Annotated in this window: 18 protein-coding genes; 11 read left to right on the top strand and 7 right to left on the bottom strand. The window is 73.2% G+C overall.

Translation table 11 applies throughout. The features are described 5' to 3' along the window. The first annotated feature begins 84 nt into the window (after positions 1–84). The 5 genes from IOD14_RS25715 (at position 85) to IOD14_RS25695 (ending at position 3,927) form a co-directional block, all read left to right on the top strand. Positions 85–747, top strand: a complete 663-nt coding sequence (locus tag IOD14_RS25715) for a YciI family protein (RefSeq protein WP_123987182.1) — start codon at positions 85–87, stop codon at positions 745–747. After that, positions 744–1,085 (top strand): YciI family protein, encoded by a 342-nt coding sequence (locus IOD14_RS25710; RefSeq protein ID WP_123987181.1) that lies wholly within the window; start codon positions 744–746, stop codon positions 1,083–1,085. The genes IOD14_RS25715 and IOD14_RS25710 overlap by 4 nt, the downstream gene beginning before the upstream one ends. 4 nt (positions 1,086–1,089) lie before the next feature. Next, positions 1,090–2,319, top strand: coding sequence for an RNA polymerase sigma factor (locus IOD14_RS25705; RefSeq protein ID WP_212671643.1), 1,230 nt, complete (start codon positions 1,090–1,092; stop codon positions 2,317–2,319). Between the two features lie 49 nt (positions 2,320–2,368). Next, positions 2,369–3,097, top strand: coding sequence for a class I SAM-dependent methyltransferase (locus IOD14_RS25700; RefSeq protein WP_212671642.1), 729 nt, complete (start codon positions 2,369–2,371; stop codon positions 3,095–3,097). Between the two features lie 62 nt (positions 3,098–3,159). Further along, on the top strand, positions 3,160–3,927 hold the full coding sequence (locus tag IOD14_RS25695) for a thioesterase family protein (protein WP_212671641.1): 768 nt from the start codon (positions 3,160–3,162) through the stop codon (positions 3,925–3,927). Between the two features lie 22 nt (positions 3,928–3,949). Here IOD14_RS25695 and IOD14_RS25690 read toward each other — a convergent pair whose 3' ends face one another. From IOD14_RS25690 to IOD14_RS25670, 5 genes are all read right to left on the bottom strand, one after another. Then, positions 3,950–5,116, bottom strand: a complete 1,167-nt coding sequence (locus IOD14_RS25690; RefSeq protein ID WP_212671640.1) for a serine hydrolase domain-containing protein — start codon at positions 5,114–5,116, stop codon at positions 3,950–3,952. A 111-nt stretch (positions 5,117–5,227) separates the two neighbouring features. Next, complete coding sequence (locus IOD14_RS25685) at positions 5,228–6,196, bottom strand: acetylxylan esterase (protein ID WP_123987176.1); 969 nt, start codon at positions 6,194–6,196, stop codon at positions 5,228–5,230. 254 nt (positions 6,197–6,450) lie between these two features. Then, positions 6,451–7,035, bottom strand: coding sequence for a hypothetical protein (locus IOD14_RS25680; RefSeq protein ID WP_123987175.1), 585 nt, complete (start codon positions 7,033–7,035; stop codon positions 6,451–6,453). Between the two features lie 98 nt (positions 7,036–7,133). Then, positions 7,134–7,889 carry a ferredoxin reductase gene (locus IOD14_RS25675; protein WP_123987174.1) on the bottom strand — a complete coding sequence of 252 codons (756 nt, stop codon included), beginning with the start codon at positions 7,887–7,889 and terminating at the stop codon, positions 7,134–7,136. Next, positions 7,882–8,487 (bottom strand): sulfite oxidase-like oxidoreductase, encoded by a 606-nt coding sequence (locus IOD14_RS25670; RefSeq protein WP_123987173.1) that lies wholly within the window; start codon positions 8,485–8,487, stop codon positions 7,882–7,884. The genes IOD14_RS25675 and IOD14_RS25670 overlap by 8 nt, the downstream gene beginning before the upstream one ends. Before the next feature lie 170 nt (positions 8,488–8,657). Between IOD14_RS25670 and IOD14_RS25665 the strand changes: the two genes are divergently transcribed. Further along, entirely contained in the window at positions 8,658–9,584 is a 927-nt protein-coding gene (locus IOD14_RS25665; RefSeq protein WP_123992480.1) for an NADP-dependent oxidoreductase, read from the top strand. After that, positions 9,581–10,291 (top strand): GNAT family N-acetyltransferase, encoded by a 711-nt coding sequence (locus IOD14_RS25660; RefSeq protein ID WP_212671639.1) that lies wholly within the window; start codon positions 9,581–9,583, stop codon positions 10,289–10,291. Before IOD14_RS25665 ends, IOD14_RS25660 begins: the two co-directional genes overlap by 4 nt. Here the strand turns inward: IOD14_RS25660 and IOD14_RS25655 are convergent. Continuing rightward, positions 10,204–10,683 (bottom strand): MarR family winged helix-turn-helix transcriptional regulator, encoded by a 480-nt coding sequence (locus IOD14_RS25655; protein ID WP_249126302.1) that lies wholly within the window; start codon positions 10,681–10,683, stop codon positions 10,204–10,206. The genes IOD14_RS25660 and IOD14_RS25655 overlap by 88 nt on opposite strands. A gap of 261 nt (positions 10,684–10,944) precedes the next feature. On the opposite strand from IOD14_RS25655, the gene IOD14_RS25650 reads away from it, so the two are divergent. Continuing rightward, on the top strand, positions 10,945–11,754 hold the full coding sequence (locus tag IOD14_RS25650; protein ID WP_212671638.1) for a putative protein N(5)-glutamine methyltransferase: 810 nt from the start codon (positions 10,945–10,947) through the stop codon (positions 11,752–11,754). A gap of 224 nt (positions 11,755–11,978) precedes the next feature. Here the strand turns inward: IOD14_RS25650 and IOD14_RS25645 are convergent, their stop codons facing one another. Then, on the bottom strand, positions 11,979–14,060 hold the full coding sequence (locus IOD14_RS25645; RefSeq protein ID WP_212671637.1) for a SpoIIE family protein phosphatase: 2,082 nt from the start codon (positions 14,058–14,060) through the stop codon (positions 11,979–11,981). 318 nt (positions 14,061–14,378) lie between these two features. Here IOD14_RS25645 and IOD14_RS25640 point away from each other — a divergent pair, with 318 nt between their 5' ends. From IOD14_RS25640 to IOD14_RS25630, 3 genes are all read left to right on the top strand, one after another. Then, positions 14,379–15,254, top strand: coding sequence for a hypothetical protein (locus IOD14_RS25640; RefSeq protein ID WP_123987169.1), 876 nt, complete (start codon positions 14,379–14,381; stop codon positions 15,252–15,254). A 199-nt stretch (positions 15,255–15,453) separates the two neighbouring features. Then, positions 15,454–16,689 carry a cation:proton antiporter gene (locus IOD14_RS25635; RefSeq protein ID WP_123987168.1) on the top strand — a complete coding sequence of 412 codons (1,236 nt, stop codon included), beginning with the start codon at positions 15,454–15,456 and terminating at the stop codon, positions 16,687–16,689. Between the two features lie 21 nt (positions 16,690–16,710). After that, positions 16,711–16,980: a DUF3040 domain-containing protein gene (locus IOD14_RS25630; protein ID WP_123987167.1), complete on the top strand. Its 270-nt coding sequence runs from the start codon at positions 16,711–16,713 to the stop codon at positions 16,978–16,980. Positions 16,981–17,073 lie beyond the last annotated feature (93 nt).

The raw sequence follows: 17,073 nt of genomic DNA, 5'->3' as shown, positions 1-17,073 counted from the left end.
CCTTTTTTCCGCGCGCCCGTGTCGATTCGGGTCGGCCCCGTTCGTCGGGTGGGTGTAGGAAGCTCATGAGGACCGGGAGGATCCATGAAGTACATGCTGCTCGTCTGCGGCGACGACACCAACGACGCCTCGGGCATGGCCCCCGTCGAACCCTGGGTCGAGGAGCTCGGCGACCGCCGGGTACGCCTGCACGGGCACCGGCTCGCCCTGCCCGCGGACGCGGTCACCGTGCGGGTGCGCGGTGGAGAGGTGCTGCGCACCGACGGGCCGTTCGCGGAGACCAAGGAGTACGTCGCCGGCTTCGACGTCCTGGAGTGCGACAGCCTGGAGGAGGCGATCGAGGCGGCCGCGAAGCACCCCGTGGCGACCGTCGGAGCCATGGAGGTACGGCCGTTCTGGGAGGACGAGGACGCCGAGGGGGAGATCCGCCGCCTCGACGCCGAGCGCACGGACGCGGCGCGCGCGGGGGACGTGGACCGGGTGCTCGCCTGCTACGCGCCGGACGCCCAGGTCGTGGAGAACGGCCGGCACCACCAGGGCGTCGAGGAACTCCGCAAGGCATGGGCGGCGACGGCCCCGGCCACCCGCGAGGCGCTGGAGTCCGCCGTCCACGTCGACGAGAGCATCGCCTTCGGTCACGCCCTCGTCCGCACCGGCGACGACCTGCTGCGCGTCACCACCGGCTACCGCAACGTCGGCCCGCGCTGGCTGATCGTCCACGAGCATGTCACGGAGGCCACGTCATGAAGTACGCCCTGCTGATCTGCACCCCCGTCGACGGCGAGGAACTCAGCCCCGCCGAGATCGCCGAGGACCCTCGCTTCACCTCCTACATCGAGGAGGTCCGCGGCCGTGACCTGGTCAAGGGCGGCGCTCGCCTGCGTCCGGCCTCGGACGCCACCACCGTCCGTGTCCAGGGCGACGAGGTCCTGCTCACCGACGGCCCGTTCATCGAGTCCAAGGAGTACATCGCCGGCATCGACATCATCGAGGTCGCCGACCTGGACGAGGCGATCTCCCTCGCGTCCCGGCATCCGGCCGCGCTCGGCGGCGGCTCGGTCGAAGTGCGGCCGGTGTGGGAGTGACCCGGTGACCCCGGAAGAGGCCGTCGCAGCCGCCTTCCGGGACGAGTGGGGCCAGGTCGTCGCCACCCTGATCCGGGTGACCGGCGACTGGGACCTCGCCGAGGAGTGCGCCCAGGACGCCTTCGCACAGGCCCTCGACCGGTGGCGGCGCGACGGCGTCCCGCGCCGCCCCGGCGCCTGGCTCACCACGACCGCCCGCCACCGGGCCATGGACGTGCTGCGCCGGGAGGCCGTCGGGGCGCGGAAGCTGCAGGAGGCGGCGATGCTCACGGCCCCCGAGGAGCCGTACGACGACAGCGGCGTCCAGGACGACCGGCTGCGCCTGATCTTCACCTGCTGCCACCCGGCGCTGCACATCGAGGCCCGGGTCGCCCTGACCCTGCGCACCCTCGCCGGACTGACCACACCGGAGATCGCCCGTGCCTTCCTCGTCCCCGAGGCGACCATGGCGCAGCGCCTGGTGCGGGCCAAGAAGAAGATCCGCCACGCCGGCATCCCCTACCGCGTGCCGCCCGCGCATCTGCTGCCCGAGCGCACGACGGGCGTGCTCGGCGTGATCTACCTGCTGTTCAACGAAGGGTACGCGGCCACCTCGGGCGCCGATCTCGTACGACGGAACCTGTGCGCGGAGGCGATCCGGCTGGCGCGTGTCCTGGCCCGCCTCATGCCCGACGAGCCCGAGGCTCTCGGCCTGCTCGCGCTGCTGCTCCTGCACGACGCCCGTCGCGAGACCCGGGTGGACGCGGCCGGTGAACTGGTCACGCTGGAGGACCAGGACCGCTCGGCGTGGGACCACGCGGAGGCCGAGGAGGGCGCCAAGCTGCTGGAGACGGCACTGCGACGCGGCCGTCCCGGGCCGTACCAGATCCAGGCCGCCATCGCCGCCTGCCACACCACGGCCGCCACGGCGAAGGACACCGACTGGGCCGACATCGCCGCGCTCTACGGCGAGTTGCTGCGCTTCGTGCCCTCCGCCGTGGTCCGCCTCAACCGCGCGGTCGCCGTCGGCATGGCCGAGGGCCCCGACGCGGGTCTGGCGCTGGTCGCCGACCTGGAGCGGGAGGGCGAGCTGAGCGGCTACCACCTGCTCCCCGCCACGCGCGCCGACCTGCTGCGCCGCAGCGGCCGTACGACCGAGGCGGCCCGGGCGTACGAGCGGGCACTGCAGCTGGTGGAGAACGACGCCGAGCGGAACTTCCTGGAAAAGCGTCTCGCGGAGTGTCGATCGGCGTAGGGATCCCTCTTGGCCCTCTGCGCCGTCGCGCTCGCCTATGCTGACGCGGATGTTCAGCCCAGAAGGCCCCAGCCTCCGCGAACTCACCGTCCAGGCGCTGTCGTCCGTCGAGCGCGGCTACGACCTGCTCGCCCCCAAGTTCGATCACACCCCCTTCCGTACGCCCGACGCGGTGCTGGACGCCGTCGCGTCCGCGCTCCGCCGGATGGGCCCCTTCGACGCGGGGCTCGACCTGTGCTGCGGCACCGGCGCCGGTGCCCGGGTGCTGACCCGGGTCTGCCGCGAGAGCGTGACCGGGGTCGACTTCAGCGCCGGAATGCTCGACGTGGCCCGGCGGCGGACCCGGTCCGGCGGGCCGCGCGTGTCCTGGGTGCGGGGTGACGCGCGCGCCCTGCCGTTCGCCCCCGCCTCCTTCGACCTCGTCGTGAGCTTCGGGGCCTTCGGCCACTTCCTGCCGCGCGAACTGCCCGGTCTGTTCGCCCAGGCCCGCGAGGTGCTGCGGCCGGGCGGCTGCTTCGCCTTCCCGGTCGTCGCCCCGCCCCGCCCCTCGTCCCCGGCCTTCTGGATGCTCCTCGGTTTCGACGCCGTGATGCGGGTGCGCAACGCCCTGTGGCGCCCGCCGTTCGTCATGTACTACCGGGCCTTCCGGCTCGGGGACGTGCGCCGGGAACTGGAGTGGGCCGGCCTCCGGGTGGAACTGCACGCCCTGCCCGAGTTCGGTGTGCGCAAGGACGGCAGTCCGCGGGTCCGGATGGTCGTGGCGAGGCGCCCGGACTAGTGGGTTCGGATTTCCAACTCAATCCGTTTGAATTTCCAACTCGCCAGGTTATGGTGAGGCGCGTGACCACATCCACCGAGAACGATGCCAGGATCGACCCGCTGTGGCGGTCCTGGGAGGGAGCGCACGGCGGCCATGTCGCCGCCGTCGCCCTGGCGGCCGTACGCGCGCAGTTCGCCGGGGGAGCCCATCCGGTCCGCACGCTGACCACGCACTTCCTGGCCCCGGCCGCCGCCGGTCCGCTGCACGTGTCGGGCACCGCGCCCGCCTCCGGGCGCCGCAGCGCGGCCTGCGTCTTCTCAGGCCACCAGGACGGCCTGCCGGTCGTCGTCGGATCGGCCCTGTTCGGCTCCGGGCGCTCCGGGACGCCGTACGACGGGCAACCCGCCCCCGACGTGCCGGGCCCGGAGGCCTGCCGGGCCGTCCGGCTGCCCGGTCGTCTGGCCCCCTTCGCCCGGCAGTTGGAGATACGGCCCGCCACGTCCGACCTCCCGCTGGCCGGCGGGGACCGGGCCGAGCTGCTGGCCTGGGTGCGGTTCACGGACGGGCGGGTGCTCGACGCGGGAGCGGTGGTCACCCTCACCGATGTGCTCCCGCCCGCGCTGTACGCCGTCTGGCGCAGCCCGCGCCCCGTGCCCAGCGCGGAACTCACCGTCCACTTCACCGACGCCCTCGACGAGGACGTCCCCGAGGGCTGGACCCTCGTGCGGATCCGGACCGATCACGCGGGCGCCGGCTGGGCCGTCGACGACAGTGCCGTCTGGGCCGCGGACGGCCGTCTGCTGGCCCTCGGCCGCCAGTCCCGCGTGGTGCGCGGCGAGCTCTCGTGAGGCCGGGGACGGGCTCCCGCCGTCACAGCGCGCGGTACAAGGCCTCGACCAGCGCCATTTTCCGCGGGTCGTCGGCGATGTGCGGACCCATCCGGTTCATCACATAGCCCAGCGCGACCCCCGCCTCCGGATCGGCCAGACCGCACGAGCCGCCGAAGCCGTCGTGTCCGAAGGCCCGGGGATTGGGGCCGTACGAGCCGTTCGGGCCGCTGAGCCACAGACCGAGCCCTAGTTCCGTCTCACTGCCGAGTCCCGCGCCCAGCACCAGGTCGAGGCACCTGCCCTGGCTCTCGCGGACCCGCTCGGCGGCTTCGGGGGACAGGACGCGGTGGCCGGCGAGGGTGCCGTGGCCCGCGAAGATCCCGTAGAGCGCGGCGACGGCCCGGGCGGTGCCGTGGCCGTTCGCGGCGGGGATCTCGGCGGCCCGCCACTCGGGGGTGTTCGCCTCCGCCGCGCCCGCCACGGGATTGGTCAGGGCGGCTATCGCGGCGGGCGCCAACTGGGCGAAGATCGCGGCCTGTTCGCTGCTCGACGCGGCCGGCGGGTGCACCAGCTCGGCGGCCCGTCCGGCCTCCTTCTCCGGCAGCCCAATGGTGAAGTCGATGCCGAGGGGCCCCGTCACCTCCCGCTCCAGGAACGCCCCCGGCAGCAGCCCGGAGACCCGTCGGACGACCTCGCCGACCAGGAAGCCGTACGTGAACGCGTGGTACCCGGAGACCGTGCCCGGCTCCCACCAGGGTTCCGTCGCCGCCAGCCGCTCCGTCGTCAGCTCCCAGTCGTAGAGCTCGGCGAGGGAGTGGGGTTCACGCAGGCCGGACAGCCCTGCCCGGTGCGACAGCAGGTGCCGTACAAGGACCTTCTCCTTGCCCGCCGCGGCGAACTCGGGCCAGTAGGTCGCCACCGGCGCGTCGAAGTCGAGCAGGCCCCGGTCGGCGAGGAGGTGGGCGCACAGGGCCGTCGGGCCCTTCGTCGTCGACCACACGTTGACCAGCGTGTCCCGCTCCCACGGGCGGGTGCGGGCCGCGTCGGCCCAGCCGCCCCACAGGTCCACGACCGTCTCGCCGTCGACCGTGACGCTCACCGCGGCGCCCAGCTCGGCACGGTCCCGGAAGTTCTCCTCGAACGCCGTGCGCACGGGCGTGAAACGCTCGTCGCAGTGGCCGTGGACAGCTGGCTGGTGCTCGGACATGGGCCCTCCGTCGTCGCCGGAAGCCCGGACCGCGACGCTGCGATCCGGGTGCCCCGAACATACCGACTGGTCGGACCGGAGGGAAGATTCCGGGTGGTGCTCACACCGTGCTCAGGCGTACGCGCGCAGCCAGCGCAGCTTCGCCGCCTCCTGATAGGGGCCGCCGCCCTCGTGGTCGTTGAAGTCGTAGACCTCGATCGCCTTGTCGTCGTGGCCCCAGGCGTTGAAGGCCGCGAAGACGGTGGAGGGCGGGCAGGTCTGGTCCTCCAGGGCCGCCGAGAAGAGCGCCGGCGTGCGGGCGCGGCTCGCGAAGTGCACGCCGTCGAAGTAGGCGAGGGTGCCGAGGACGTCCTCGAAGCGGCCGCGGTGGGTCTTGAGGTAGAGGCCGATCTCCCGGTAGGGGTGACGGTCCGTCATGGTCGCCGCGCGCGGGTAGTCGCACAGGAACGGCACGTCCGGAGCGGCCGCCGCGAGGTCCGGCACCAGACCGCCGACCGCGATCGAGATGCCGCCGCCCTGGCTGCCGCCCAGGACGACCGTGCGCGCCGGGTCGGTCAGCGGGTGCGAACGGGCCGCCTCCACCGCACGCACCCCGTCGGTGAACACCCGGCGGTAGTAGTAGTTCTCGGGGGCGTCGATGCCCCGGGTCATGAACCCGGGGTAGGCGGGCGCGCCCGCCACCGGGTCCGCGGTGCCGCCACCGCCGCCCCAGGCGCTGCCCTGACCGCGGGTGTCCATCACGAAGTGCGCCCGGCCCGTCGACGCCCACAGCAGATGTTCGTGCGGCAGGCCGCGCCCGCCGCCGTACCCGATGAACTCCACGACCACCGGTACCGGCGTGGACACCTCGGCGGGGACGGTGAACCAGCCCTTGACCGGGTGGCCGCCGAAGCCGGCGAACGTCACGTCGTACACCTTCACCGTGGCGAGGCCGGTGTCGACGAGTTCGAAGCGGGCATCCAGGTCGTGCTCGCGGGCCTCCTGAAGGGTCTTGGACCAGAACGCGTCGAAGTCCTCGGGCTCGACGGATTCGCTGCGGTACTCACGCAACTCGTCGATGGGGAGGTCGAACAGGGCCATGCAGGACCGCCTTTGCGAAGGAACCGTGCCGGATGATCACACCGTACGTGCGTGCTCGGACGAATCGCCAGGCCTTTGCGGTACCGACCGGCCCAGCTGCCGCCCTACGGGGATCGTGGATGTGCTGGTCAAGGGTGCCGGGCCGCTGATCTCGGCCGGAGAGGGGGAGATGGCCGGTGGTGGACGGCCGTCGCGAATGGTCGGGTCACCGCCGCGCTCGCGAAGGCGCGGGTGCGGGCCCGGGGCCGACGGTGTCAGGCGCGGCGGCGGGTCCACTGCGGCTCGGTGAGGGCCCAGTCCCGTTCCCACTCGGCGAGCCGGTGGCGGGCCGCCGCACCGCGGACGAGCGAGTGGCCGAGGAGGATCACGGCGATCGCGGCCCCCGCGCCACAGGCGCCCATCGCCAGGGTGTGCTGCCAGACCGCGGTCTCGTCCGGCGGCGGGGCCACGCTGCGGCCCTCGGCGTCGAACCACACGTCGACCCACTCGCCCCGGTCGCTGCCCGCGGGGACCCGGGCGGTGGCCGTCCGCGTGGCGCCCCCCGTCTCCGTCCAGCGCACGGCGACCCGGTAGGAGCGCTCCCGGCCGCCCTGGACCGTCGGCGGCGAGTCCGGGACGCTGCCGACCACCTCGGCACGGACCCGGTGGCGTTCGGAGCGCTGCTCGGCCGCCACCGCACGGGCGTCGTCATGGGCCCATCGGCCGACGAGCGCACCCACCAGCGGCGCACCCAGCATCATCAGCACGACGACCGCCAGCACCGTCCACGCCTCCACGACGTCCGACCGGCGCCTGAGCGGATTGCGCCGCCAGCGCCAGCCGCGCACCCGGGTTCGCATGTCGACCTCCGCACCACGCACCCCTGCGAGCGCTCACACAGATGTAGTACCCCTCCATCCGCGTCGTTCACTTGTGGGGGAGCGCACAGTCACCGCCGTCAGCCGAAGCGTTCGATCCGGATACGGTCGACCGGCTGACCCGCCTCCACCAGCAGCCGCGAGGCATGCTCGGCGAACGCGTTGGATCCACACACATAAGCCTCCCACCCACCCTCGGGCTGCTCGGCCAGGAGCGGGGCCACATGTACGGCCGACATACGTCCCACGGGCACCCCGTCCGGCGCGCTCCGCGTGAACACCGGGGTCGTCTCGGCGCCGAACTCCCGCGCGTAGATGAGTTCCGCGGGGCCGCGGGCCGACACCAGCAGCCGCAGCGGCACGTCCAGGGCGCGCGCCCGGTGATGACGCACCATCGACATCAGCGGTACGACCCCGGAACCGGCCCCGATCAGCAGCGCGGGCCGGTCACCGGGCCAGGCGAAGAAACCGCTCAGCGGCCCGCGCACCTCGACCACGTCACCGGGTTCGGCCACCGTGTGGAACCAGCCCGAGACCTCACCGCCCTCGACCCGGTCCAGGGTCAGCTCGATGTGCCCGGGGTCATCAGGCGGCGACGCGATCGAGTAGTGCCGCTGGGCCGAGTAACCGTCCTCGGCGGTCAGCCGCAGCATCAGATGCTGGCCGGGCAGATGCCCCTGCCAGTCGGGCACCGCGAAGCGGAACGTGGACGCGTACGGGGTCTCGCGGCGGACCTCGGTGAGCGTGGCGGTCTGCCACACCGCGGCGGTCCGGTTGCTGACGGCGATGCGCCCCGGCACCGCGAACCGCGTGACGGGGGCGAAGGTCTCAGTCACCGGAGTACCTCTGCTCCTCCCACGGGTTGCCCCGAGCGTGATAGCCGTTCTGCTCCCAGAAACCCGGCTCGTCGTGGTCGAGCAGCGTCAGCCCCGCGATCCACTTCGCGCTTTTCCAGAAGTACAGGTGCGGCACCAGCAGCCGTGCCGGACCGCCGTGCTCGGCGGGCAGCGGCTTGCCGTCGTACTCCCAGGCGATCCAGGCCCGCCCGCCGGTCAGGTCCGCGAGCGGCAGGTTCGTGGTGTACCCGGTGTGGGAGTAGGCGACGGCATGGGTGGCGGACCCATGGGGGCGCACCACATCCAGGAACGCGTCCAGCGACACACCCGCGAACCGCACCCCGAACTTCGACCAGCTCGTCACACAGTGGATGTCACCCTCGTAGGCCGACGCGGGCAGCGCGTGCGCCTCGTCCCAGTCCCAGGTGCGCGGCTGTTCGACCAGTCCGTCCACCCGGAACGTCCACTCGGCCGGTGACAGGTCCGGGGTGACCTCCGCGGACAGGACGGGCCAGTCGTCGCCCGCGTCGTACTGGCCGGGTGGCAGCCCCTCGTTGTGGACGCGGGGGCGTCCCATGAAGCCTCGGGTGACGTTCATGCATCAACCGTACGCTGTCGTCGCGTGTGCTCCGTCCCAGGTCAGTGCCCCGATCATTGCGGCCGTGTGAACACCGCGCGGCACCGGGAATAGCCGCGGCGCACCGCTCCTTGGCGATGGGGTGCCGGGTCCTGTGCCCCGGCGACAGTGCGAGGAGAGTGAGGAAGCAGATGCCCAAGGCGTACGTCTTCACGCGGTACGGCGGACCGGAGACCGAGGCGTTCGTGGACGTGGACCGGCCGAGCCCCGGGCCAGGCCGGCTGCTCGTGGCCGTTCGCGCGGCGGGCGTGAACCCCGTGGACTGGAAGCAGCGCACGGGCTACCGCCGCCCCGGCGAGGACGGTGCGCAGGTCTTCCCCGTCGTGTTCGGCAACGAGGTCTCCGGTGTCGTCGAGGAGATCGGTGAGGGCGTCGAGGGCTTCGCCGTCGGGGACGAGGTGTTCGGCACCGCGCTGTCCGGTGGCTACACCGAGTACACCCTCGTGCCGGCCGCCGTCGCCGCGCACAAGCCGGCCGAGCTGGCCCACGCGACGGCCGCCACCCTGCCCGTCGCCGCCGCGACCGCGTACGACGGCGTCCGCCAGCTCGATCTGCCCGCGGGCGCCACGCTGCTGGTGACCGGGGCGGGCGGGGGAGTCGGCGCGGCGGCCGTGCAGATCGCCCGCGCCTTCGGGCTGCGCGCGGTCGGCGTCGCGAGCGGGGCCAAGACGGACTTCGTCGAGTCGCTCGGCGCCGTCCACGTCTCCTCAGGACCGGACTGGCAGACGCGGGCCCGGGCCGCCGCGCCCGCCGGTGTCGACGGGGTGTACGACCTCGTCGGCGGCGAAGTGCTCGCCGAGGCCGCCGAGCTGCTCACCGACCGGACGAAGCTGATCACCGCCGGCGCCCCGGAGGAGGAGGTGCGGCGGCTGGGCGGTGCGCGCGTGGCGCGGGCCCGCAACGCGGCCGTACTGGAGGAGGTCGCGCGCCTCGTGGTGAACGGCGACCTGGACCCGCACATCACCGGGACGTTCCCCCTCGACAGGGCGGGCGAGGCCCTGCGCACCGTCGAGGAAGGCCACTCCCGCGGCAAGACCGTCATCGAGGTCGCCCGATGACCACCGGCGCACCCCACGTCCTCGACAACCCCGCCCTGGCCTCCCTGACCGGCCCGCACGCCCACTTCGCCGAGAAGCGCGGCCGGATCCTGCGCTACCCCGTCGACGTCTCGCCGTGGCTGGCGATGCCCGACGAGCCCGACGCCGGCGACTGGGCCGACGTCGCCGCGCTCGCGGGCCCGGGCACCGAGGTGCCGCTGACCGGTTTCGCGGGACCGCCGCCGCAGGGCTGGGAGGTCACCTTCCACGTCGAGGGCGTGCAGTTCGTGGACGACGGTCTCGCCGCCGCACCCGACCCGGAGGCGGTCCGTCTCGGCCCCGCCGACGTGCCCGAGATCCTCGACCTGATCGCCAGGACCCGCCCCGGACCCTTTCTGCCCCGCACCGTCGAGATGGGCACCTACCTGGGCATCCGCAGGGAGGGCGCTCTCGTCGCGATGGCGGGGGAGCGACTGCACCCGCCGGGCTGGACCGAGATCAGCGCGGTCTGCTCCGACCCGGCCGTCCGCGGTCAGGGCCTGGCGACCCGGCTCATCCTCGCCGTCGCGCACGGCGTACGGCAGCGCGGCGAGACGCCGTTCCTGCACACCGGAGCCGGGAACACGCAGGCCATCAGGCTCTACGAGTCCCTCGGCTTCCGGCTCAGGCGCACGACGGCCTTCCTCGCCGCACGGGTGCCCGAACGGCTGCCGGAGGCGGTGTCCTGACCGTCGGCCGGACCGGGCCAGGCGTTGTAGCGCACGAGGTACTCGGCGAAGCGCTCCAGGTCCTCCGGGGACCACTGCGCGAGCCGCTCACCGACGGCCGCGCGGCGGCTCACGGTGACCTCGCCCAGGATCCGGCGGCCGGCCTCGGTCAGATGCAGCACCTGGACCCGGTGGTCCGCCGGGTCCTGGCGCCGCTCGATGAGACCGGACCGCTCCAGAGCGGCGACCTGGCGGCTCACCGTGGACTTGTCCAGGGCGTAATGGGCGGCCAGGTCCGTGGCGCGGCAGCCGTCGCGCTCCTCCAGATGCCCGAGGAGCGTGTACGACACCAGCGACAGCTCGGGGTGCAGACGGCCCGCCGACGCCCGGGCCCGTCGTGCGAAGACCGTCATCTCGTGCTGGATCGTCTCCACGGCCGCGGCTGTTTCCGCTTCCACCTGACCTCCTCGCGATACTGGTTGCAGAGTACAACTGGGGACGCGCTGGGGTAGGGTGACCCTCCGGCTGAGGGCAGTCCCAGCCGTGCGGCACCGAGGAGGTGAGACCCATCAACGCTGTGTCAGATCGGGTGCTCCCCCCTCGAACCGGCGCGGATCACCGCCGGTAGGTGACCGCGGGAGCGTCCTTCGGCTCCCGAAAGGCTCTCGGCTTCCATGCCCCCACTTTCTCGCCGTTCTCCACGGTCTCCCCGCTTCGCCTCTCCCGACGCCGTCGTCGCCGCTCTGCGCACCGCGGGCTGTGTCTTCGCCGAGGACGAGGCCCGGCTGATCCTCGCCGCCGCCCGCACCCCGGACGAACTGGCCGACATGGTGGACCGCCGGGTCACCGGCCACCCCCTCGAACTCGTCGTCGGCTGGGCCGAGTTCCGGGGCCTGCGTGTCACCGTGACGCCCGGCGTCTTCGTGCCCCGCCGTCGCACCGAGTTCCTCGTCGAGCAGGCCCTCGCCCAGGCGCCGGACGCCCGTGTCGTCGTGGACCTGTGCTGCGGCTCGGGCGCGGTCGGCGCCGCGCTCGCCGCCGGGCTGGGCCCGGTGGAGCTGCACGCCGCCGACATCGACCCGGCCGCCGTGGACTGCGCCCGCCGCAACACCGCCGACGCGGGCGGCCGGGTCCACACCGGCGACCTGTTCGAGGCCCTCCCCGCCGAGCTGCGCGGCCGCGTCGACATCCTGGCCGCCAACGTCCCCTACGTCCCCACCGAGGACGTGGCCCTCCTCCCCGCCGAGGCCCGTGACCACGAGCCCCTGGCCGCCCTCGACGGCGGCACGGACGGCCTGGACGTCCTGCGCCGCGTCGTGGCCGGGGCTCCCCGGTGGCTCGCCCCCGCCGGCTGCCTCCTCGTCGAGACCAGCGAGCGCCAGGCCCCCGCCGCCGTCGACGCCTTCACCCGCGGCGGCCTGACGGCCCGCCTGGCGGTCTCGGAGGAGCTGTACGCCCATGTCGTGATCGGCACCAGGGCCTAGGTCCGGCCAGGGGGCCGGGTCCCCGCGCCCGGCGGTTCGGGCCGGGTGGCGGGCAGGTGCGTCCGGAGGGCGGCGAGGGCGGGCGGGGGTCGTCGGCGCGCCGGATTCAGGGAGGGCGGGGGGACCGGCGCGGGCCCGTGCACCGGGTGCGGCGCACCTGTGCGTCCGGGATGCGCCGCAGATCCTGCGCACCTGTGCCTCCGGGGTGTCACGTCCCTCAGGCCTCAGAACCCAGGCGTCCGCACCCGCGCGATCAGCAGCGCCACGTCGTCGGAGTTGTCCGGCTGGTGCAGTGTGCGCAGCAGCAGGTCGCAGACCTCCTCCAGCGGACCGTCGGGGCTGTCGAGCAGGTCGAGGAGCGCGTCCAGGCGTTCGTCGAGCGGATGCTGCCGGGTCTCGACGAGGCCGTCCGTGTACAGGACGAGCCGGTCACCGGGTGCGAGGTCGACGATGGTCGTGGAGAAGGTGACACCGCCCACGCCCAGCGGCGCCCCCGTGGGCAGTTCGAGGAGTTCGGGGGGACGGCCTGGGCGCAACCGTACCGGGGGCAGGTGCCCGGCGTTGGCGATCCGGCACTGGCCGAGCCGTGGATCGTGCACGGCGTACACGCAGGTGGCGATGGACTGGTCCAGGTCCTCGGTGATCCGGTCGAGGTGTTCGAGGAGCTTGGCAGGGTCGAGGTCGAGGGAGGCCAGGGTGGTCGTCGCGGTGCGCAGCCGGCCCATGGTCGCGGCCGCGTTGATGCCGCTGCCCATCACGTCGCCCACGACCAGCGCGGTCTTGCCCTCGTCCAGCGGGAGCACGTCGAACCAGTCACCGCCGACCTCGGCGGTGGCGCCCGCGGGCTGGTAGCGGGAGGCGACCTCCAGGCCGCCGGTCAGCGTGGGGTGGCTGGGCAGCAGGCTGCGCTGGAGGGTGAGCGCGGTGTTGCGGGCGTCCTGGTACCAGCGGGCGTTGTCGATCTGCACCGCCGCGCGGGCCGCCAGCTCCCGCGCCAGCAGCAGGTCGTCCTCGCCGAACGGCTCCGGGTTGCGGGCGCGCTTGAGGTCGAGGGCGCCCAGCACCTCGCCGCGCGCGATGAGCGGCACGGCCAGATAGGAGTGCACGCCGGCGCCGGCCAGCACCGCGGCCGCCTCCGGTGAGCGGGCGATGCGGTCGAGGTCCTCGGGTCCGACCCGGGGCACCAGGACCGGGCTCCCGGTGCGCACACACTCGGTGACCAGGCGGTCGGGGGCGTAGCGGGCGACCTGCCCGGGCGGATCGGCCGCGTCCAGGGCGTCCGGGGCACCGGCCGCGTCGACGGCCAGGGGGCGCATCACGGCGGGCTCGGAGGGGGAGAGGGTGCTGGGTCTGCCCTGCACCACCGCCTCCAGCAGGTCCACGGCCGCCATGTCCGCGAGTTCCGGGACGGCCACGTCGGCCAGTTCACGGGCGGTGCGGTCCAGGTCGAGGGTGGTGCCGATGCGGGCCGAGGCGTCCGCGACGAGGGCGAGCCGGCGCCGGGCCGTCTCGGCCTCCACAGTGGCCAGGTGCTGCTCGGTGATGTCCAGCACCGAGCCCGCCACCCCGAGGACGGTCCCCAGGGCGTCCTCCAGGCGGTACAGCGACACCGACCAGGCGTGCTCGGTGTCCGGGTCCGCGGGCGTGTGGCCGGTCGTGTGCTGGTCGACGAGCGGTGTGCCGGTCCGCAGCACCTCGTGCGCTGCGGCCTCGAAGGCGCTGACGTCGAGATGCGGCAGCACCTCGCCGATCTTCCGCCCGACGTGTTCCTCGGCCGGCACCCCGTTCAGCCGTTCCAGGGCCGGGTTCACCGAGACGTAGCGCAGCTCGGTGTCCAGTACGGCCAGGCCGATCGGGGACTGGGAGACCATCCGTGTCGACAGCGCCACGTCCCGCTCCAGGCGGCGCACGGTCGACTGGTCGGCGCACAGCCCGAGCGCGTAGACGTCACCGTGGTCGTCCAGCAGCCGCATGTTGCGGAACTCGACGAGTTTGGTGCTGCCGTCCTTGCGCCGGATGGGGAAGGCTCCGGCCCAGCTCTGGCCGGTCTCCATGACGTCGGCGAACAGCTTGACGACCAGGTCGGCGTGCTGTTCGTGGATCATCAGATGGGCCGCGTACTGCCCGAGCGCTTCCTGGGCGCCGTACCCGAACAGCTCCTCGGCCTGCGGGCTCCAGAGCACGATGCGGCCCTCGGAGTCCAGCACCACCGAGGCCATGCCCAGCTCGTCGAGCAGCCCGCTCGGCCGTACCGCCTCGCGCGGGGGCTCGCCGCCCTCCGACGCGGGTATTCCGGCTGCACCCATTGCACGAACCGCCTTCGACCGTCCTCGCGGCACGCTGTACGCCCGTGCCGACTCCCCTTGTTCTACCGCGCTGAACCGTCTCCGTGACCACGCGGTCGTGTTCTTCCACCATCCCTCAACACGGGGGCGCGCGTCCGGTGAAGCGCGCCGGGGTGACGAAGGCCCCTTGCTTCCGCCGCACGGCTTCCCGTCCCGCCGATGCTTCCTGCCCGTGGTGGCCGCCTGTTCATTCGTTTGGCCTGTACATGACCGCCGTAGGGGCGCCAGACTGTCCGCCGACCGTCCCACCCCCCGTCCCAGGAGCCCCGGGAGCCGTCCATGCCCCTGCGTGCCAGACAGCGTTGTCACGCGGTCCTCGCCGCCCTCGTCACCCTCACCGCCACGGCCCTCCTGGCCGCCGCGCCGCCGGCCTCCGCCGCCGACACCTGGACCGAGGTCGGCTCCGACCGTGCCGACCCGCTCACCGAGAGCCAGGGCCTGGCCTCGGTCGAGGTCCCCGCCGGATCCGCCAACCGCTACACCGGGATCGGCACCATCCCCATCGGCGTGAGCAGCCGCGGCTGGAACCACGTCGGCGACCCGGACGCCTCCTACGACGGCCACTACGTCGAGCCCTACCAGGCCGACTCCGGCACCGCGAAGATGTACCGCGTGCAGGCGCCGAACGGGACCTGGTCCGAGTACGTCCACACGCTCGCCCCGGGCGAGGCGCTCAACAACTCCTGGGTCGCGATCTCGCCCGACGGACAGTGGATGCTCTCCGGCGAGTACGGCACCATGAGCCGCTTCCTGGTCTTCCCCACCCCCGGCGTCAACGCGAGCACCTCGCCCTCCGCGAACCTTCCGCTGGCGGCCACCGTCACCCTCGACCACGCCGTACGGGACGTACAGGGCTGCGACTTCCTGAGCGCCACCCGGCTGCTGTGCTCCTCCGACGACCCCGCGGGCACCCTCTTCGGCTACACCAAGCCGCTGCTCCAGGTCGACCTCTCCGCCGCCCCGACCGGCTCGGCGAACGTCACCGGACATGTCACGGCACTGCGCCAACTGCCCCTGCGGAGCTCCTGTTCCGGCACGTTCGAGGCGGAGGGCATCGACTACGACCGCCGCAGCGGAACCCTGCGCGTGATCGTCGTCTCACCCGGGTTCTGTGTGCTGACGGACAGCAAGACGTACCGCTTCACCAGGAGTTGAGCCCCTGAACGACAGGTGCCGGCCCTCGCGGAAATGGGGGTCGGCACCGATGGCGGGGCCCCGCGGCCGGATGCGACGGTGGACGGACACCCCACACGCCAGGGGTGGACAACCACCCCACCAGACACAGGGAGTCCTCGCATCCACCCTCGTGAGACACAGCACGCCCGTCCGTCCGCGCCCCCGGGGGAGGTGACCCGTGGGACACGCTGACACCCTGCTCGCCATGGGCGGCGCCTTCCTGGCCGCCGCGTTCCTCGCCCGGCTCGGCGGCCGGATCGGGCTTCCGACCATCCCGCTGTTCATGCTCGCCGGCATCCTCCTCGGTCCGCACACCCCCGGGCTGGTCCTGGTCGAGGACGCGCACGACTTCGAGATGCTCTCCGCGCTCGGCCTGGTGCTGCTGCTGTTCTACCTGGGTCTGGAGTTCCACGTCGACGACCTGCGCACCGGGGGCCGGCGGCTGCTCGCGGCGGGCGGGATCTACCTCCTGGCGAACGTCGGCGCCGGACTCGGCTTCGGGTTCGCCCTGGGCTGGGGGAGCCGGGAGGCCCTCGTGCTCGCCGGGGTCCTCGGCATCTCCTCGTCCGCCATCGTCACGAAGATCCTCATCGACCTGGGGCGGATCGGCCGCCCCGAGACCCGGCTGATCCTCGGCGTGATCGTGGTGGAGGACATCTTCCTCGCGCTCTACCTCGCCGCGCTCCAGCCGGTCATCAGCGGCGCGCGCGGACCGGTTGAGGTGCTCCTCCAGGCGGGCAAGGCATTCGGGTTCCTGCTGGTGCTGGCCGTCGCCGCCCGGTACGGGACACGCCTGATCGGCAGGCTCATCCAGGTCCGGGACGACGAACTCCTGGTCATCAGCTTCCTCGGCGCGGCGGTGCTCGTCGCCGGGGTCTCCGAGGTGCTCGGCGTCGCCGACGCCATCGGCGCCTTCATGGTGGGCCTGATCCTGGCCGGAACACCCTCCGGCCCCCGCATCCGCCGACTGGTCCACCCGCTGCGCGACGCCTTCGCCGCGATCTTCTTCTTCGCCTTCGGACTGTCCATCGACCCCGGAGTCGTCACGTCCGTCGCCGGACCCGTCGCCGCGGCCGCCGCCGTGACCGTCGTGATGAACATCGTCGCCGGCCTGCTCGTCGCCCGCCTCTACGGCTACGGCGCCCAGCCCGCCGCCGACATCGCCACCACCCTTGTCGCCCGCGGCGAATTCGCCCTGATTCTCGGTGCGATGGCGGCCAGTGCGGGACTCGACGCGCGACTGGCGCCGTTCATCGCCGGGTATGTCCTTGTCCTGGCCGTTCTCGGCCCGGTGGCCGCCGGGCGGGCCCACCTGCCGGCCCGCGTGCTGGGGTCACGTCGTGCCCGGAAGCGGGCGGACGACACCGCACCGGCGCCGGTCTCCGTCGCGGTGGGGGCGGACGCCGAACGGTAGGGGCCGTGTGAAGGAGGAGTCATGCGCCAGCCCGACGACGAACACCTCATCCACCTCGCGGCACGGCTGGAGCGCGACGACCCACGATTCGCCCGTGCGCTGGGGTCGGGCCGACCGGCCCGGCCCCGCGAGTACCGGCGCACCGGCGCATGGAGCACCCTGGCCGTCGCCGTGACCCTCCTGATCGTCGGCATGGTCCTGCCCGAGGGCATTCTCGTGGCCGGAGGCCTGGTGCTCGCCGGAATCGCCGTTCCGTTGTTCGATCCGCACCGGGATCGTCCGCACCGCTGAGGCCTTCGCCGGTAGTGCTCCGGGAAAGGTGGTGCTTTTCTGAGGATGTGGCGCGGTTCGCGGGGAACCCGGCGGTCCGGTCACCGCCATGAG

It is taken from the genome of Streptomyces sp. A2-16, from assembly GCF_018128905.1.
Taxonomy (GTDB): Bacteria; Actinomycetota; Actinomycetes; order Streptomycetales; family Streptomycetaceae; genus Streptomyces.
Note: the sequence above shows the minus strand (reverse complement) of the source record. Positions and strands in the feature narration are given on the sequence as shown.

Bases quoted from the DNA above. Each gene is read 5' to 3' on its own strand.
- IOD14_RS25650 (WP_212671638.1), top strand. From the start codon at position 10,945: ATGCCCCCACTTTCTCGCCGTTCTCCACGGTCTCCCCGCTTCGCCTCT.
- IOD14_RS25700 (WP_212671642.1), top strand. From the start codon at position 2,369: ATGTTCAGCCCAGAAGGCCCCAGCCTCCGCGAACTCACCGTCCAGGCG.
- IOD14_RS25710 (WP_123987181.1), top strand. From the start codon at position 744: ATGAAGTACGCCCTGCTGATCTGCACCCCCGTCGACGGCGAGGAACTC.
- IOD14_RS25680 (WP_123987175.1), bottom strand. From the start codon at position 7,035: ATGCGAACCCGGGTGCGCGGCTGGCGCTGGCGGCGCAATCCGCTCAGG.
- IOD14_RS25685 (WP_123987176.1), bottom strand. From the start codon at position 6,196: ATGGCCCTGTTCGACCTCCCCATCGACGAGTTGCGTGAGTACCGCAGC.
- IOD14_RS25660 (WP_212671639.1), top strand. From the start codon at position 9,581: ATGACCACCGGCGCACCCCACGTCCTCGACAACCCCGCCCTGGCCTCC.
- IOD14_RS25655 (WP_249126302.1), bottom strand. From the start codon at position 10,683: ATGACGGTCTTCGCACGACGGGCCCGGGCGTCGGCGGGCCGTCTGCAC.
- IOD14_RS25630 (WP_123987167.1), top strand. From the start codon at position 16,711: ATGCGCCAGCCCGACGACGAACACCTCATCCACCTCGCGGCACGGCTG.
- IOD14_RS25715 (WP_123987182.1), top strand. From the start codon at position 85: ATGAAGTACATGCTGCTCGTCTGCGGCGACGACACCAACGACGCCTCG.
- IOD14_RS25670 (WP_123987173.1), bottom strand. From the start codon at position 8,487: ATGAACGTCACCCGAGGCTTCATGGGACGCCCCCGCGTCCACAACGAG.
- IOD14_RS25665 (WP_123992480.1), top strand. From the start codon at position 8,658: ATGCCCAAGGCGTACGTCTTCACGCGGTACGGCGGACCGGAGACCGAG.
- IOD14_RS25640 (WP_123987169.1), top strand. From the start codon at position 14,379: ATGCCCCTGCGTGCCAGACAGCGTTGTCACGCGGTCCTCGCCGCCCTC.
- IOD14_RS25690 (WP_212671640.1), bottom strand. From the start codon at position 5,116: ATGTCCGAGCACCAGCCAGCTGTCCACGGCCACTGCGACGAGCGTTTC.
- IOD14_RS25645 (WP_212671637.1), bottom strand. From the start codon at position 14,060: ATGGGTGCAGCCGGAATACCCGCGTCGGAGGGCGGCGAGCCCCCGCGC.